Below are 16,168 nucleotides of genomic sequence, written 5' to 3' on the forward strand. Positions count from 1 at the left end.
CATAAAAATGAAAAAATATATCAATTCATCATTACTTTTTTTATCAAGCATGATTTTCGCTCAGGCTGGAATCAACACTAAGAATCCTATTGCAACTTTTCATGTTGATGGAGGATCTGATAATCCAGCTAGTGGTATGCCTTCTGTAAATGCCCAGTCCAATGATTTTGTTGCAACTTCTGCAGGAATGGTTGGAATTGGAACCGTATCACCCTTAACAAGACTCGACGTCAGAGCGGCTAATCTTGGAAACAGCGCAATCGGTATTGGCTATACTTCTCAGGCTGCCAGCGCTGCTCAGGCTGGAGCACTTAGATACAATAACACGAATAAATGTCTGGAATTTTCAGATGGGATTATTTGGAACTGTCTGGCCTCTTCAATTTCTAAAGCTGTAGTTCTTGCCAATAATAACACAGTAAATACTCAGCCTTTTGCAAGTAATACCGCATCCCCTGTAAGTGTATTGAATTGGAGCGAAATACAGGACAATTATGATGCATTTGAACCTGCGACAGGTACTTTTACAGCACCAAGAGATGGGGTGTACATGATTTCTTTTACCTCTACATTAAGCTATTCAGGAACTGCAGCCGGCTCTAAAATTGAGAACGTTTGGCTGAGCAGTACAGGAAAAACTCTGAAATATGTAAAATCTTTCCCAGCTTTTATTAATGCTTTCGGAGGAGCCTATTGTTCCGGAAGTATTTACTTAAATGCTGGAGAGACTTTGAATCCATATATATGGCATAATACAGGAAATACACGTTTTTTACGTATTTTCACAGCCAGTGATACAGGAGGAGCAGGCTTTAATAATTTAAGTATAGTAGAGCAATAATTATTAAGAAAACTGCAAATTCTGAATTTATCAATTCTAAGAGACTAAGAGGTATCATACTATTATATATTTACCTCTCCTAACCCCTCGGTTTACTAAGTTAAAAAACCTAAACAATAGGGTTTCAAAACAATATTTTTTAAATAGATCAAGTACATGGATACTTCTTTTTTAGAAGTTTCCCAAAATTCGGGGTTATTTTTAAAAACACAGATTTAATTATAAAAACAGTTCGGTAAGATTAAGGAAACTTCCTCTAATTCTTCTCTTTCAAAAAAATAATTCTAATGGATGTATTCAAAAAAATTAATATTGGCTCTTTGATTCAGAATAAAGTTCAGGAAGATAATGTTGATATTTTCAGAATTTGCAATTTTTTTAATCTTGAGAAAGGAAAAATAGAAAAAATGTATATGGCTGAGGATCTTAGTACATTTTTCCTCCTTAAATGGAGTAAACTTCTGGAATACGATTTTTTTAGAATTTATTCCCAACATCTGATATTGTATTCTCCTCCTGCTGGAGCAAATCCACTTCATAAAAACGGATCTAAGCTGCCACAGTTTAGGAAAAAAATATATACAAAACAGGTAATTGATTTTATTCTGGAAAAAATTGATAAAGGAGAAAAAACACAAAAAGAAATTATGGAAATTTATGGAATTCCCAAAACTACTTTGCATACATGGATAAAAAAATATGGAGAAGATTATAAAAATGAATAAGCTACAAAATATTAATAGACCAAACTACAGAAAAATTTATATAGATCTTATTAATGAAAAATATCCGGAAAAAAAGCATTTACTGGATACCCTTAAAGATGAACAATGGTTAGCAATAGATGTTATAAAAATTAATGATCGGCTTTTTAATCATCAGGATAAACAAAAAAATACATTAAGTCAAAAACACCGCTCCTATGATAAACAGACAATATTCAGAATATTGGATTATCAAAAGAAAAATAAATTAAATAATGTGCAACTGGCAAGGGTATTCAACATAAGCCGGAATTCAGTTGCAAAATGGAAAAAGCTCTTTTTGATATAACTCTTTACCAGTGTTAATGAAAATAAACAATAAAAAAAGAATACTGATCTACAGTTCATTAAGTATCATTATCATCTTACTTTTTTTAATTATAATAGTTTTTACAATCTATGTTTACCCCTATCTTAAATATAAAGATGCAATTATTTATTGTATAACTATTTTAAGTACTGCAACAATTATAAAAATAATTATTGATACAAAATATCATTATATACATCTTTCATCACATCATCTGATTATTAAAGAATTTTTTGCATTTAAACTGATAAGAAATGATTGTATGATTGAAAATTTTGATATTCCATTAGTCTATATAAATGAATTTATATATGATGAAAGCAAGGAATTATTTGTTTTCAGGATAGATAAAGCGCAGGCAATCAGCTTTTCATCAAAAAGAATTAACAGGAATAAAAAACTGAAATTCAAAACACTGATTTGTCAATATATTGAAGAAATGAAAGCAAACTGATAATCACCTTTTAGCCTAACATTAATTAAGGAATATCTGTCTAGTTTTCTGCCATAAGGCAAATACAATAAACTGATATTAACAAAGCAGAATTTATCTATGTTCCCCCCAATCAGGTAATTATCTTTTTCGTTTTCTATTTATTATTTGATTGGGGATCTTTTACAAATAAATCCTCCCGGAAATGGGAGGATTTATTATTGAAACTATGTCGTAGAAAATTTAAGTTTATTATTCAAATCATTGTAATCAATTCATAAAACTCTCCGGAATCCATTCATAGGCTGCATCTTTCTTCTTTGTAAAGCCAAGTCCCGGCCAAGGAAGATGGTAGGCAAAAGCTTTGGTTTTAGTTTCGGCCAACTGATTAAGTAATTTTTTGCGGGATTCTGTAGCAATATCCAGATCTGTATCTCCTGAAAATCCCCATTCAGGATGTGGGAAAAGAATAACGTCAGAATGGATCAGATCTGCAATGTACATAAGCTTTTCACTTCCTGAAGAAATGGTGGTAACCGTAAGACCCGGTGTATGTCCCGGAGCCAGCTGAAAACTGAAATGATCATACAAAGGATTTTTAAAATCATAAAATTTAAGCTTCGGACGAATTGTCTTCAGAATATTCTGAATAGGCGGAATAATCTGGTTAAGAAATTCCGGCTGCTTCTTTAAAAAGCTGTTTTTAAAATCTTTGATGGACGCCTGCAGCCAGAAATCATGCTCAATCTTTGAAATATAAATATCCGCATTGGGAAAAACCAGATTATTCTGTTTGTCTACCACTCCGCCAATATGATCCGGGTGTGCATGAGAAATAAAAACATCTGTGATATCTTTTGGAGAAAATCCTGCTTTCTGTAGACTTTTCAGAATAAATCCCGTTCTTTCATCTGCAAAAATTCCCATTCCGGCATCCAGCAAAATCAGTCTGTTATTTGTCTTGACAAGCATCAGGTTCATCGCCATATCTATATAATCATCAGAGCGAAAATTGTCTCTTAAAATTGTTTTCAATTGGGAAATATCTGCTCTCGGAGCAAATGTATCAATACTTTTTTCATGAATATATCCGTCTGTAAGAATGAAAAGTTCCAGTTCTCCGAATATTATTTTTTTAAAGGCTGAAAGATCTTCTCCGATACGTAATGAAGGTATTTTAGTACCGGCAAAAACATCAGAAAACGGAACAAAGCTTAATGCTCCGGCCATGAGCCCGTTTTTTAAAAGTTCTCTTCTGTTCATAATCAAATGTGTATATTTAAAAATACAGACTCCTGAATAACAATCAGGAGTCTGGAGCTATGTTTTTTAGTTGTTTACCAATTTCATAGAGCCTTCCGTATATCTCTCGCCTACGTTAGGATATTTTTTCAGCAGTGCATCAATAGTTTCCAGATCTGATTGGGACAAATTGATGTTCACGGCTTCAATATTCTCTTCAAGGTATTTGATGCGTTTAGTTCCCGGAATCGGAATAATGTCCTTACCCTGGTTCAATACCCATGCTAAAGCCAGTTGAGTTCCTTTTACCCCTTTAGATTCAGCAAATTCATTGATTTCTCTTGCCAGGTTTCTGTTATTTTCCAGATATTCTGCCTGATAACGCGGAAGTGTTTTTCTGAAATCTTCATCTCCGAAATTCTGTACTTCATTAATATTCGCGAAAAGTCCTCTTGCCAATGGAGAATAAGGCACCAGCGTAATACCCAGCTCTCTGATGGTTGGAAGTATCTCTTTTTCTACATCTTTGGTAAGGATAGAATATTCTGATTGTAATGCCGTAATCGGATGAATTTCATTTGCTTTCCTGATGGATTCAGCCGAAGCTTCAGATAATCCAAGGTATTTTACTTTCCCTTCCTTCACCAGTTCCGCCATTGCTCCTACCGTTTCTTCTACCGGAATGTTCGGATCTACTCTGTGAGCGTAATAAAGATCAATGGTATCGATTTTAAGTCGCTGAAGACTTAAATCAACAGCCTGTCTGATCCACTCCGGCGAACCGTCAAAATAAGTTCCGGGAGCTCCACTGTGGCTGGGCTTTCCATCTTTAAACCTGAATCCGAATTTGGTAGCAATAAAGATCTTGTCACGGTTCGGAACCAGAACTTTTGAGATCAGTTTTTCATTTTCTCCGGCAGCATACATATCTGCAGTGTCCCAGAAATTTACTCCCAGATCCAGAGCTTTATGAAGGGTATTGATGCTTTCCTGTTCATCCGCAGGACCATATGCAAAGCTCATTCCCATACATCCTAAACCTATTGCAGATAACTGCTCTCCTGTGTTTCCTAATTTTCTGAATTTCATAATTGCTGTGATTTTAAATTGATAGAACAAAATTAGAACAAGAACAGATTGAATAATGTATAGAATTCAAACTAAGAATTATAAAATTCAAACAATTTCTGTTCTGACTGCATTAGGAGCCAATCCGGTTTGCTTTTTAAAAAAATTGGTAAAATAAGCTGGTTCCTCAAAGCCTAATCCGTAGGCAATCTCGGAAATATTCCAGTCTGTGTGCTTCAGTAAAGCGTTTGCCTCCTGAACAATCCTTGAAGCAATCTGCTGACTGGTCGTTTTTCCCGTCATTTCTTTTACTGCCCGGTTTAAAGAATTTACATGTACAGAAAGGTTCTGTGCATAGTCATTAGGTGCTTTTAATTTCAGGTATGCTTCAGGGCTGTCAATAGGAAACTGCCTTTCCAGAAGCTCCATAAACAGTGATGCTACCCTCTGGGAAGCATTCTGATAAGATTCAAAATTTTCCGCAGGCTGCATTTTCATTGTTTCGTGGATCAGAAGGTGAAGACAGACACGAAGCATATCATATTTGTGCGGATATTCCGTCTGAATCTCAGTCATCATCTTGATAAAAAGATCTGAGATAACTCTCTGCTGCTCTTCATCAACGAAGAAAATAGGAGTTCCCCCTATTTTAAACAGCTGTGATTCCAACAGATTTCCCAGACGTGTTCCGTTTTGCAGGAACTGATCCGTAAAAAGACAGAACCATCCTGTCTGATCCTCATCATCAGCATCCCAGGAGTATGGAACCACAGGATTGGAAAACAGAAGTGCCGGACGGTCTACATGGATCCATTTGTCTGCATAGTGCAGTTTTCCCTTTCCTATAATGAGTGCAATTTTATAATAATCTCTTCGGCTGTAAGGTGTTATCAGTGAGCAGCTTTCACGTGAAAAGACGTTAAAATGCCCCACCCCGGGACTTGTAACAGCATCCACTCTTTCCATAGAGGTGTTCCGCAGGTAAAATCCTTTTATTGTTTCTTTAGATTCCATACAGCTAAGTTATAAAATTCAAACAAATAAAAACATTCTGATTACTGATAAAATAAAAATGGCCGACAAACGCAGGCCATTTAAAATTGAATATATAGTTGATATTTGAGACTTAGTGATGTCCCTTTTTGTGTTCTTTTTTATATTCCTTTCTATACTCTTTGTATTGTTTGGAATTGTATTTCTTGTAATTGTTTTTGTTGCGGTTGTAAACTGCTACAGGATTCTGGCCTTTATAGTATTTGGTTTTAAACTTGGTATACTTTTCTCTTCCAAGAATTCTTTCTATTTCATAATATCTGTCATCCCTCCATCGGTCAGGATTATTTACATATACCCTGTTCCAGGAATCATAATCACGATATCTGTCATTTAATGCATTTAACTGGTTAGTCTGTGCCACTGAAAGCAGAAGATCTGTAGCTACTGTCTGCCAGTTGATATCAGTTATACTTCTTCTGTAATCATTATAATAATCTGATTGTGCATAAGTGAGGCCAAATGTACCTGCAAGCATTAATGCGATTAATATTTTTTTCATCTTTATCTAATTTTAAAGTTAAACTGTTTTAGCTTAGTCAATTAACATGCCAAAACTTTTATTCATCCTGTACTGTTTTTTTCAAATAAGCTAAAATTATGATATCAAAATTCATGGTCAACATAGTATAAAGTCCTTTAAAATCGGGGCAAATTATTTATTACAGAATTAAATAAAATTCACATAAAAAAGAGTAAGAATTTGACTTCTTACTCTTCCGGCTAATGAACCTTACAAATAAATTCTTTGAAATATTATTGATGGAACTTTAATCTTTAGCTTGTGAAATTCTCGTAATGCTATCAATAGTGATGTCCATTGCCGTATCAGATTTTATTTTAATGGTATACCCGTTGCTAATGGATAAAGAATCGGCAATGGTAACTAAATAAAAGACAAGATTTCCTGTCGTTACACCATTAGGAGCGATAGCAGTCTGATCTATTGAAAATGTAGAAGGAGGAACAGGATTCGCAAGGTTTACGGTAACATATCCTACGGAACCATTATTTTTGTTTTCATATTTCGCAATAACTCTCCACATATGAACCTGTCCGGCAATAGTATTCTCCAGAAATCTTCCGGTTGCAGGGTCAATTATATTCGCTGCAGCTGGAGACGCAATATTCTCAGGCCAGCTTGTTGTTGGGTAAGGAGCAAAATCTGTTGAGGGATTTATTCCTGATTGATAAGTAATGGTCTGATATGCATTTAAAGGGATTCCTCCAGAGGTTTTAAAGGCAAATGAAGGTTTTACTCCTGCTCCACTGTTTATTTTAACAACACCTTCATTAGCTGTCGTTAATGTTTGGGAAGAAATAATTGTACTCCATTGGCTACCATTAAAATACCGCAACGTTTTATTCGTGGAATCATAAATAATCATACCGGATATGGGGGTAGTTACATTTACCGGAGGGTTTCCATTTCTGGGCAGTATGATTGTTGAGTTTCCTGAAGAAATGTCAACAATTCCCTGAGGAGTTTGCGTACCGATTCCCTATTTTACCATCTACATCTATTCTTATTTTTTCTACGCCATTCGTTTTAAATAATAAGGGTTGGGAATTATTTGTTCCTACAAAATTCGTCTGGGAATCAATAAGCTTAGACCAGACCGTTCCGTTGCTGATATATACTCCGGGGCTCACGTCATTAGCTGTCGCTGTATTATAAACGAACATGCCTTCATTGTATACCCCTGTATTGGTGGAAATTAAAGGAATCCTGTTCAAAAGAAGACCTTTATTCGTAGATCCGAGTGTAAGGTCTGAGTTAGGATCAGGGGTAGCTGTATTTATTCCTGTCTGGGAAAAGCACCTGGTAAAACACATAATGCAAATAAGTAAATTAGAATTTTTCATGGTAATATTTTTATTAGTTATTCAAAAGTACAAAAAAACACAACATGGTGAATTATTTTCATCTAATTAACAAATCACATTAAGATTCTAAAAAAATAAACCATTATATGATTTTAATTTGTAATTTTAAGAGTAAGAAAATATAAATCCGGAAGGATTGTAATGCCGCCAGATTATTAAATGCTTTGAATTAAATGAAGCAAGTCATTTAACTCCACTAAATCTTAATTATTATGGAAAATATAAAGTTTGAGATATCACCATATCAGGATGAGTTGCAGCTGCTGATTGACGGAGAAAAAACCGGGTATATGTCTATAAAAATTGACGGAAGGCTGCTAATTGTTTATTACACAAAAATTATTGAGGAACGGGAAGGCCACGGATATGCCAAAATGCTTCTTGACGAACTGGTACGCTATTCAGAGGAAAAAGATCTGCTGGTAGACCCGGAATGTGATTTTGTACGTCAGCAATTTGAAAATCATCCTGCAAGATATAAAGATATCTGGCATGCCTGAATCATTCTTCCCACCATTCTTTAAACTGATGGTGAGAGCCGTTCATATTTACTACTTCCCCAATCATAGGGGTGAGTATGCTGAGACCTTTTTCTTTTCCTAAGCCTGTAATTTTCTGAAGTGGTTCATTCCACGGGTGAAGAGCCAATGCAAATTTTGAAGAGTGAACAGGAATAATATTTTCAGCTTTGAGGTCAATAGCTGCCTGAATGACATCTTCCGGCAGTGCATGAATATACCGCCAGGCTTCATCATACTGCCCATTCTCAAGAACAGCATAATCAAAGGGGCCAAATTGTTCGCCAATCATTTTAAAATGAGCGTCATACCCGCTGTCGCCTCCAAGAAAAATCTTTTTTGTAGGAGTTTCCAATACATAGGAAGTCCACAACGTATTATTCTGTTTTATTTTTCTTCCTGAAAAATGCCTTGCCGGAGTAAAAGTAATTTTCAGATTATTTTTTAAAAGAGTTTCTGTCCCCCATTCTTCTTCAATCAAATTTTCTGCACTGTAGCCCCACCTTTCCAAATGCGCACCTGCACCTAAAGGAACAATTGCCACACCCGTTCTATCTCTGACTGATTTCACTGTCGGGTAATCCAGATGATCAAAATGGTCGTGTGTAATAACCAGATAATCCAAATCGGGAATATCTTCCGGCTTAAATATATCTGAGCCTTTAAAAGCTTTATTAAAATATTTAAACGGAGAACCATATAAACTCAGAACGGGATCTATGAGAAAAGAAACACCATCTGTCTGCAGATAATAAGATGAATGCCCCAACCAGACAAAAGTATCCTGATCTTTAGGCATACTTTTCAAATCTGTACAAATAGAAGGAATATTTTTCAAAGGTCTCAGCAATGGATGCTTTTTACCCAAAATAAAGTCATAAGTAACTTTTATTGTGCTATACCCTTCGGCAACAGGCGGTGTATGACTGATATTCTGAAATTTTCCGTTTTTATACAGTTTGGATTTCTTTATACGTTCCAATCTTTTCCCTTCCGGTGCTTTCCCGAAAGCAGGAATATTCATCAGGTAAACTATAACTAAAAGAACGGCCAGTAAAATCAAATATATCATCTGCATTAAAATAGGCAGCAAAGTTATTAACTTTTAGTTTGATGCAAAAAATTCAGCATTTTTTTAACTTAATTTATAAAGATTTCTGAATAATTTATTATTTATTTAAATCAGAATCATCTTAAACTTTTTAACTTAGCCGACTGAAAAAATTCAAAGTACGTTGAAAAATTATTCGATAATACTGCTGGCAGCAGCACTCTCTTCGTGTGCATCTATCAGAAGACACAATGAACAGAGAGCCGCCTGCATTGGCCCTGACGAGCTTAAGGAGGATGTAGACTACGCCTATTTAAAGCTCCAAAAGATGCATCCCCAGCTTTACTGGTATATTTCCAAAAAAGATCTTGATCATAAATTTGACAGTCTTAAACAGACTATCGACCAACCCTTAACTCCTCTCGAGTTTTATTTTAAATTACAGCCGGTAATTGCTGATATCCGTGAAGGGCATTTATCACTGAGAATTCCGAGAAAGCAGCTTACCAAAAAGCAAATCAAGGTTCTTGAGCATAAGAAAGGAATGTTCAGCCGTTTCGAGTACTATATAAAAGATAACCGTTTATTTATTATTCAAAATAAAGATTCAATAGAAAATATAAAGCCGGGAACTGAGGTATTGGCAATTAATAATATCCCTGTCTCCGAATATGTAAAAAAGTACCGTGAACTTATCAGCAGTGACGGTTACAACACTACCTTCCAACCCTATTTTCTGAAGGATGTTTTTTTTAATTTTTATACCGCAGAAAACGGATTTACAGATACAGCATGTATAGAAACGCTATACAATGGAAAAAGGCAGACTTACACCCTGCACCGGGAATCCAAATCTAAAACCGATCTGGAAAAAGATAAAGAACAGGAAAAACGAACTCCGGAAAAGAAAGTTAATGATTATGTAGCTTACAGCAATTCTTACAACCGGAATTTTAAATTTCTGGATAAAGACAGCACAACAGCATATCTGAAAATAAAAAGCTTTTCAAGTGATTACTCGGATAAATTTTACAAGGAAACGTTTGCAAAAATAAAAAATGCAGGAGCTAAATATTTGATTATAGATGTCCGCAATAATTATGGCGGATCCCTGCACGAAATTAATAACCTGTATTCATATCTTGCTCCGGAACCGTATGTCCTGATAAAACCTTCACAGCTGACTTCGAGAATTACCCCGTTAAAAACCAATTATTTCAGAAAGAGTACCCCCTTACAATATGCTTTTAAAAGCCTTGCTTATCCCACCTATGTATTTGCACAAACCTTCAGTACTTACAAAAAGGACGGAAAGATATATTACAAAATGAAAGCGGATAAACCGACAAAACCTAACAAGAATGCCTTTCAGGGAAAAGTATTTGTACTGATCAACGGTGGAAGTTTTTCTGCATCATCCATTATTACCGCAAAACTGAAATATGACAAACGGGCAACTTTAGTTGGTGAAGAAACCGGAGGTGCAAATGACGGAACTGTAGCCGGATTTTATTCTTACCAGAAACTTCCTCATTCAAGAATCAATCTTCCTATCGGACTTTTGCTGGTCCAGCCTAACATTGATTTTCTAAACACAAAAAGAGGAGTTTTTCCGAATGTTACCGTCAAAGAAAGCATGCAGGATATCATTAATAAAAAAGATCCGCAGCTGGAATGGGTGAAAAAAGAGATTGCAAAGGAAAAAACTAAATAGTTTATAAGGTTTCGGCGGGCTTTCAGCCCGCCGAAACTATTTTCATTTTTTTAATTCTTTCAAAAGATCCTCTATATGTACAATATATCTTCCATAGTAACGGTAAAACCAGAATTTTCCACTTAAAAACAGTACAAAAAGGCCTACTGTAACGGAACTTAACAGAATCACGGCGATCTTCATTTCACTCATCGGCTGAGGCCACGGTATAAATTCTATCACAATGATCATTTCGCAGACAATAAAAGGCACAAAGCTCAGATAATAAGATAAATAATACTGCTTATTGAGATTGAACTGCATGACCAGGTCTTTTAGAGAATCATAGGTTTTGAGCATAGGATTGCTGATATCATTATAAAGCCTGAAAAACTTACTGAAAAAGAAGATAGTGACAAGAAGCATTGAGGCTATAAGAACCGTAATGTAAAACTGGAGTTTAAAGGGTCTGCAGAAAGCACATACTATAAATGAAAAAATAAAGACCCCAATCACAAACCAAAATTCCATACGCATATTTTTACGCATTTTTTCCAACGGAAGATTAATCTTGTTTCTCTGATCAATACTGATCTCAGGTGTTTCTTCGAAAGCATCTTCATTCCAAACACTTTTTAATTCGTCTATATTCATTGGTATTGATTTAAAAATTATGATTTATTTGAGTTTAAAATATCTTTCAGTTTATTTTTAGCGCGGTTCATCCTTACTCTTGCATTTCCTTCAGAGATTCCCATCTGTTCTGCAATCTCTTTTCCTGAAAAATCTTCCAGATAATAAAAAATGAATGCTTTATCAATAGAATTCAGTTGCCGGATGGCTTCATACATTTGAACTAATTTCTCTTCCTTTCCGTAGTCATAATCATCCTGAATAATTTTATAGCCGGAAAAATCTTCATTAGAAATAAAGCTCCTTTTCTTCTCAGTTTTCAGAAAAATAATAGCTGTATTGAGGGCAATCCTGTACAGCCATGTAGAAAATTCACTTTGTCCTCTGAAATTTGGATATGCTTTCCAGATTTGATAGGTGATTTCCTGAAAAAGATCATCTCGGTCATCTTTTTCGGACATGTACATTTTAGAAATCTTAAAAATGATTCCTTTATGTTTTTCAATCTTATCTAAAAATTCCTGCTCTAATGAGTTCATGGTTCGGGGCTCTATAGAGTTAGTTTTAAATGTAAAAAAATGTTACAGATATTTCTTAAAAATAAAAAATCCGGCAGAAAAACTTCTACCGGATCCCATTTTTACTTTTAAAAGATCTATTCAACTATAATTTTCTTAGAGAAAGCCGGACTTCCGTCAGAAGTAATTTTTAAAAGATAAATACCTTTATGAACATCACCGATATTAACCTTATTGATTCCTTTATTTAATTTTTGGGCTCCTTTGATTAATCTTCCTGAGGCATCATAAAGTTCCACAGATACATTATTTTTATCGATTTCCACAGTAAATACACCATCTCTTACAGGATTAGGATAAACACTGAACTGATCCTGAACCCGAACAGTTTCATTGGTTGCCAATACACCGTTTCCGATTCCTACAGCATACCATGCCTTTACATTTTGCTGCTGCTCATTGCTCGAAGCACCATAAAGATCAGTAACAGCCTGTTTTGTAAAATTATAGGCATCCATATAGGTCGTATTCGGAGTCATATAATTTGTTAAAGCCCTGTAAATGATTTTCTCAGCCTTTCCAATGGTGATACCTGTTACATTAAATGCATTTCCTATATCATTGGTACCGGAACCTCCCTCCGAAAGAAGGTAAAACCAATAATTTCCCACTCCACTGTTGGTGTGTACCCCGCCATGATCATTATCGGCCGTAGGATTAGCCGTATTTGCCCAATAAGTTCCGTTATAAGTATCCGGTTGTGGCCCGGGATTTACATTGTTTGGGTCTGACATGCTTCTCATATAAGGGCTTGGTGAAGGATTCAGGAATGATGCCGTAGGAATTCCCTCTCCTATCGTCCAGTTCGGGCTGCTTCCGGAATAAAACTCTATCGCTGTCCCCAGCATATCTGCAATAGATTCGTTAATAGCCCCTGATTCTGATTCATAATTTAAACCTCCCAAACCATTTCTTCCTATGATCAGGTGAGAATATTCATGTCCTGCCACATCTATTCCGACCACTGGATTCATGAGGGTAAGCAAACCGCCAAATAATGTTCCATTGCCATAAAGCATGCATACAATTCCACCGTATAACGGGGTATCAAGTGCCGCAGCATTGGCTCCTCCTGTAAGTCCTCCAAAATCAAAATTGTAATAATTATCTATTTTGGCTCCGTTACCGTCATAGCTGTTTCTGTTATGGCGTGCTATATAGTAATCATAGGCTGTTTTCATTCCCCAGTGAACCTCTACTGGGGGCTTTGTATTGGCATCTGTATAATCCGCAACTGGATTAATATATTCTTCTACATTGATAATTCCGCCATTTATGGTATCCACGTCCAGGTTTGTTCCGTTCATGGTATGAATATTTCTGGCATTGTCTTTCAGACGGAACTGTCCGTTATAGGAATCAACAGTCACAGGCTGGTTTCCTTTGTAATAAGTTGTACTTGTAGAAGGGGTATCCGCGTCATGCACTCTTGATATTTTTTTCACAACAGCTCCCGAAACGTTATCTATATAATAAGTATAAGCTTTTAAAGGTTTCATAGAAAGAGCTTCTACCTTGGAAGTGTGGTACATTACCGCTTTTCTTCCGTTATTCACCTTCGAAATAACTTCTTCAATATTTGAAATAGTTACTTTGCCCTGTGCCTTCAGATCAGAAAGAATGATAGACCTTATTCTGTTGGAAGTTGGCTGCTGTTTTGGGGAAAGGTCAATATCTGTAATGATTTCACCATTGACATAAGTAACATTTCCATTCTTTTCATGTACAAGAACCATGTCATCCATTACTTTTACCCCTTTGTAATAATGTTCGTAAACAGAATGTTTGATACCCAGCTCATCTTTATTCTGTTTCAGAAATTTGTAGGAATGATCACCGTCTGTTCCCAGCCACTCACCTAAATGATTAATCAGAAAATCGGATGAAATGTTTCGCCCGCTAAAATCTGCATTGAAGTTACCCATAGCAGAAGAAACAGAAATTTTAGGAAGTTCTTTAACTGATATTTCAGTTCGTCCCCTGTCCTGCGCCTTTAGTAAAGCAGCCGGAGCAATACTGATGGTGATAGTAAAAGCCAGAACACAGGCTAAAGTAGTTATTCTTTTCATAGTACACTTTTTATATTTCACAGTTAGTAGAGAAACATACAAAATGTTACATATTTTTAATAAAATAAATATTTTATAAATATTATATCAAAAAAAATATATAAAATAATATTATTTCGCAATAAAAATTAAAAATAAAAACCCAACAGAAGTTTTCTGCCGGGTCTCATTGTGTGTTTTTTTAAGTTCTCCAACACCTGTTTATAAAAACGGATGCCTTACGAAATAATTTAAATCAATAAACACTTCTTGAAGCGCATATTTATTAAATTGAACAGTCAGTTAAAATTTGAGCAAACAAAAGTTCAAATACGTTACTAACATTTTACATTTCCAACAGTTAGTAGGAAAAAAATAAAAATGTTACACTTTACACAGAAAAATTTACACCAAAAAGTGAATTTTTATTTTCTTTATTTTAAGAGCATTAGTAATCCCTTTACTATAGGGCCTTTTTAGTATTATTATTGATATCAGGTATTTTTATTTTTTTCTAAAAAACCCCTGACAGAAAATTTCTGTCAGGGGTTAATTTATAATTTTTTATTCTAAGGTTATCCTTAGCTTAAATTCATAAGAGGAAATTTAATTCAGCCTGTTCAATGCTTTTTGAAGCAAATGAATATCAATGCAATCGAGTTTTACACCAATAATGATGAAAAGAAGAAGAACCAATGTTAAAAATATAATGATAAAAATATATACCGAGACAAACCAGATAATTGTATTGAGGATATTTCCTTTAAGCCCGAATTTATTCATAAAGAATCTCTGGGAACGTTCAAACCATGAATTTTGCCGTTTCTTTTTTGGAGCTACTTCCAGACCATTCAGCTCATCTACCAGACGTACAACATCTTCAATGTACCTTCCATACATATAATAAATCCAGTATTTGATAATAAACCAGACCAGCATCAGGGTAATCAGGAAACTGATCCCGAAAATGGCAAGATTGTATGTTATCTCAAAATGAAAATTGATCTTAATAAGAGACAGCAGGAAAGCAAGCGGAATGTAGGAAATATAATAGGCGATGTAGATTTCTTTCGATATTAAAAGCTGTGTTTTAAGGTTAAACAGGTCATAGTTGGTATTAATACCACTCTTGCGGAGTATTTTATAAAGCTTGAGAAAACGGGAATAGAAATAAATAATAAAAGCAAGTGTGAGTGCGACGACAAAAGCTGATATAATAACAATATTTGTATCACTGGCAGCAAATGGAAAGCCTATTAAAAGCATAGGCATAGTGATGACCATCAACCAGAATTCTGTTTCCATGTTGATTCTCAGCATCTGCATCGGCGAATGAATCTCCCGTTGTTTTTCCAGAGAGATCTCAGGCAGATCCTGCCTGTTGTCTTTATCCCAAAGTTCTTTAAAATTTTCTAACTCCATTTGTTCTTGTTTTTAAATCTGATTGTTTTTTTGCTTTTCGATGATCTCCTTCAGTTTTGTTTTGGCTCTGTTTAGCTTCACACGGGCATTCACTTCAGTTATACCCAACTGGCCGGCAATCTCCTTACCCGAAAAATCTTCCAAAAAGAAAAAAATAAGTGCCTTGTCTATCGGACTAAGCTGATGAATAGCTTCATACATTAACTTCATATTTCTATCATCTGCATCATTATAAGACTCTTGTGGAACAACAAGATTCTCTACTCCCTGATTTTGTATAAAACTACGTTTTTTTTCGCTACGCAGAAATACGATCGCGGTATTTAGTGCAGTTCTGTAAAGCCATGTTGAAAAGTCGCTTCTCCTTTGGAAATCACCATATGATTTCCAGGCCTGATAAATGATCTCCTGATAAAGATCATTTTGATCATCCTGATCGTCCATATACATTTTAGAGATTTTGAAAATAACACCTTTATGCTTTTCAATTTTCTCTAAAAACTCTTTTTCCATTAAAGACATTCTTCAAATCTCAATAATAAAGAAGCATTTTTACCAAAACACTTCTTTTTTAACATAAAAACTAAAAACTACACGTCTCAAAGTACAAAATCCTCAAAAAATAAA

General features: G+C 35.0%; 18 protein-coding genes. 6 read left to right on the forward strand and 12 right to left on the reverse strand.

From position 1 onward, the window contains the following. The first annotated feature begins 7 nt into the window (after positions 1-7). The 4 genes from ACQWU4_RS03635 to ACQWU4_RS03650 all read left to right on the forward strand — a co-directional run bounded on the left by ACQWU4_RS03635 (position 8) and on the right by ACQWU4_RS03650 (position 2,369). Complete coding sequence (locus ACQWU4_RS03635) at positions 8-841, forward strand: hypothetical protein (protein WP_429934400.1); 834 nt, start codon at positions 8-10, stop codon at positions 839-841. A gap of 287 nt (positions 842-1,128) precedes the next feature. Continuing rightward, a complete protein-coding gene (locus ACQWU4_RS03640; RefSeq protein WP_429934401.1) occupies positions 1,129-1,566 on the forward strand; it encodes a helix-turn-helix domain-containing protein in 438 nt (145 codons plus the stop codon). Next, complete coding sequence (locus ACQWU4_RS03645) at positions 1,541-1,894, forward strand: helix-turn-helix domain-containing protein (RefSeq protein WP_429934402.1); 354 nt, start codon at positions 1,541-1,543, stop codon at positions 1,892-1,894. The genes ACQWU4_RS03640 and ACQWU4_RS03645 overlap by 26 nt, the downstream gene beginning before the upstream one ends. Positions 1,895-1,910: 16 nt before the next feature. Then, positions 1,911-2,369: a hypothetical protein gene (locus ACQWU4_RS03650; RefSeq protein ID WP_429934403.1), complete on the forward strand. Its 459-nt coding sequence runs from the start codon at positions 1,911-1,913 to the stop codon at positions 2,367-2,369. Positions 2,370-2,618: 249 nt separating this feature from the next. On the opposite strand, the gene ACQWU4_RS03655 is transcribed toward ACQWU4_RS03650, so the two are convergent. The 6 genes from ACQWU4_RS03655 to ACQWU4_RS03680 form a co-directional block, all read right to left on the reverse strand. Then, a complete protein-coding gene (locus ACQWU4_RS03655; protein WP_429934404.1) occupies positions 2,619-3,611 on the reverse strand; it encodes an MBL fold metallo-hydrolase in 993 nt (330 codons plus the stop codon). Positions 3,612-3,677: 66 nt separating this feature from the next. Then, entirely contained in the window at positions 3,678-4,679 is a 1,002-nt protein-coding gene (locus tag ACQWU4_RS03660) for an aldo/keto reductase (RefSeq protein WP_429934405.1), read from the reverse strand. An 87-nt stretch (positions 4,680-4,766) separates the two neighbouring features. Beyond that, positions 4,767-5,672 (reverse strand): helix-turn-helix domain-containing protein, encoded by a 906-nt coding sequence (locus ACQWU4_RS03665; protein WP_429934406.1) that lies wholly within the window; start codon positions 5,670-5,672, stop codon positions 4,767-4,769. A 112-nt stretch (positions 5,673-5,784) separates the two neighbouring features. Then, entirely contained in the window at positions 5,785-6,213 is a 429-nt protein-coding gene (locus tag ACQWU4_RS03670; RefSeq protein WP_429934407.1) for a hypothetical protein, read from the reverse strand. A 268-nt stretch (positions 6,214-6,481) separates the two neighbouring features. Continuing rightward, entirely contained in the window at positions 6,482-7,099 is a 618-nt protein-coding gene (locus ACQWU4_RS03675) for a hypothetical protein (RefSeq protein ID WP_429934408.1), read from the reverse strand. A gap of 79 nt (positions 7,100-7,178) precedes the next feature. Beyond that, entirely contained in the window at positions 7,179-7,577 is a 399-nt protein-coding gene (locus tag ACQWU4_RS03680; RefSeq protein ID WP_429934409.1) for a hypothetical protein, read from the reverse strand. A 233-nt stretch (positions 7,578-7,810) separates the two neighbouring features. Between ACQWU4_RS03680 and ACQWU4_RS03685 the strand changes: the two genes are divergently transcribed. After that, positions 7,811-8,098: a GNAT family N-acetyltransferase gene (locus ACQWU4_RS03685; protein ID WP_429934410.1), complete on the forward strand. Its 288-nt coding sequence runs from the start codon at positions 7,811-7,813 to the stop codon at positions 8,096-8,098. 1 nt (position 8,099) lies between these two features. On the opposite strand, the gene ACQWU4_RS03690 is transcribed toward ACQWU4_RS03685, so the two are convergent. Further along, positions 8,100-9,188, reverse strand: coding sequence for an MBL fold metallo-hydrolase (locus ACQWU4_RS03690; RefSeq protein ID WP_429934411.1), 1,089 nt, complete (start codon positions 9,186-9,188; stop codon positions 8,100-8,102). A 163-nt stretch (positions 9,189-9,351) separates the two neighbouring features. Here ACQWU4_RS03690 and ACQWU4_RS03695 point away from each other — a divergent pair, with 163 nt between their 5' ends. Next, complete coding sequence (locus tag ACQWU4_RS03695) at positions 9,352-10,881, forward strand: S41 family peptidase (protein WP_429934412.1); 1,530 nt, start codon at positions 9,352-9,354, stop codon at positions 10,879-10,881. Between the two features lie 42 nt (positions 10,882-10,923). Here the strand turns inward: ACQWU4_RS03695 and ACQWU4_RS03700 are convergent, their stop codons facing one another. From ACQWU4_RS03700 to ACQWU4_RS03720, 5 genes are all read right to left on the reverse strand, one after another. Then, on the reverse strand, positions 10,924-11,514 hold the full coding sequence (locus tag ACQWU4_RS03700; protein ID WP_429934413.1) for a hypothetical protein: 591 nt from the start codon (positions 11,512-11,514) through the stop codon (positions 10,924-10,926). A gap of 17 nt (positions 11,515-11,531) precedes the next feature. Next, complete coding sequence (locus tag ACQWU4_RS03705) at positions 11,532-12,032, reverse strand: RNA polymerase sigma factor (RefSeq protein WP_429934414.1); 501 nt, start codon at positions 12,030-12,032, stop codon at positions 11,532-11,534. Positions 12,033-12,148: 116 nt separating this feature from the next. Further along, on the reverse strand, positions 12,149-14,140 hold the full coding sequence (locus ACQWU4_RS03710) for a M4 family metallopeptidase (protein WP_429934415.1): 1,992 nt from the start codon (positions 14,138-14,140) through the stop codon (positions 12,149-12,151). Positions 14,141-14,725: 585 nt separating this feature from the next. Beyond that, on the reverse strand, positions 14,726-15,541 hold the full coding sequence (locus tag ACQWU4_RS03715) for a hypothetical protein (RefSeq protein WP_429934416.1): 816 nt from the start codon (positions 15,539-15,541) through the stop codon (positions 14,726-14,728). A gap of 12 nt (positions 15,542-15,553) precedes the next feature. Continuing rightward, a complete protein-coding gene (locus ACQWU4_RS03720; RefSeq protein WP_429934417.1) occupies positions 15,554-16,063 on the reverse strand; it encodes an RNA polymerase sigma factor in 510 nt (169 codons plus the stop codon). Positions 16,064-16,168: the final 105 nt, after the last annotated feature.

Source organism: Chryseobacterium sp. MIQD13, assembly GCF_050496705.1.
Classification (GTDB): Bacteria; Bacteroidota; Bacteroidia; order Flavobacteriales; family Weeksellaceae; genus Chryseobacterium.

Bases quoted from the DNA above. Each gene is read 5' to 3' on its own strand.
- ACQWU4_RS03635 (WP_429934400.1), top strand. From the start codon at position 8: ATGAAAAAATATATCAATTCATCATTACTTTTTTTATCAAGCATGATT.
- ACQWU4_RS03640 (WP_429934401.1), top strand. From the start codon at position 1,129: ATGGATGTATTCAAAAAAATTAATATTGGCTCTTTGATTCAGAATAAA.
- ACQWU4_RS03645 (WP_429934402.1), top strand. From the start codon at position 1,541: ATGGAGAAGATTATAAAAATGAATAAGCTACAAAATATTAATAGACCA.
- ACQWU4_RS03650 (WP_429934403.1), top strand. From the start codon at position 1,911: ATGAAAATAAACAATAAAAAAAGAATACTGATCTACAGTTCATTAAGT.
- ACQWU4_RS03655 (WP_429934404.1), bottom strand. From the start codon at position 3,611: ATGAACAGAAGAGAACTTTTAAAAAACGGGCTCATGGCCGGAGCATTA.
- ACQWU4_RS03660 (WP_429934405.1), bottom strand. From the start codon at position 4,679: ATGAAATTCAGAAAATTAGGAAACACAGGAGAGCAGTTATCTGCAATA.
- ACQWU4_RS03665 (WP_429934406.1), bottom strand. From the start codon at position 5,672: ATGGAATCTAAAGAAACAATAAAAGGATTTTACCTGCGGAACACCTCT.
- ACQWU4_RS03670 (WP_429934407.1), bottom strand. From the start codon at position 6,213: ATGAAAAAAATATTAATCGCATTAATGCTTGCAGGTACATTTGGCCTC.
- ACQWU4_RS03675 (WP_429934408.1), bottom strand. From the start codon at position 7,099: ATGATTATTTATGATTCCACGAATAAAACGTTGCGGTATTTTAATGGT.
- ACQWU4_RS03680 (WP_429934409.1), bottom strand. From the start codon at position 7,577: ATGAAAAATTCTAATTTACTTATTTGCATTATGTGTTTTACCAGGTGC.
- ACQWU4_RS03685 (WP_429934410.1), top strand. From the start codon at position 7,811: ATGGAAAATATAAAGTTTGAGATATCACCATATCAGGATGAGTTGCAG.
- ACQWU4_RS03690 (WP_429934411.1), bottom strand. From the start codon at position 9,188: ATGATATATTTGATTTTACTGGCCGTTCTTTTAGTTATAGTTTACCTG.
- ACQWU4_RS03700 (WP_429934413.1), bottom strand. From the start codon at position 11,514: ATGAATATAGACGAATTAAAAAGTGTTTGGAATGAAGATGCTTTCGAA.
- ACQWU4_RS03705 (WP_429934414.1), bottom strand. From the start codon at position 12,032: ATGAACTCATTAGAGCAGGAATTTTTAGATAAGATTGAAAAACATAAA.
- ACQWU4_RS03710 (WP_429934415.1), bottom strand. From the start codon at position 14,140: ATGAAAAGAATAACTACTTTAGCCTGTGTTCTGGCTTTTACTATCACC.
- ACQWU4_RS03715 (WP_429934416.1), bottom strand. From the start codon at position 15,541: ATGGAGTTAGAAAATTTTAAAGAACTTTGGGATAAAGACAACAGGCAG.
- ACQWU4_RS03720 (WP_429934417.1), bottom strand. From the start codon at position 16,063: ATGTCTTTAATGGAAAAAGAGTTTTTAGAGAAAATTGAAAAGCATAAA.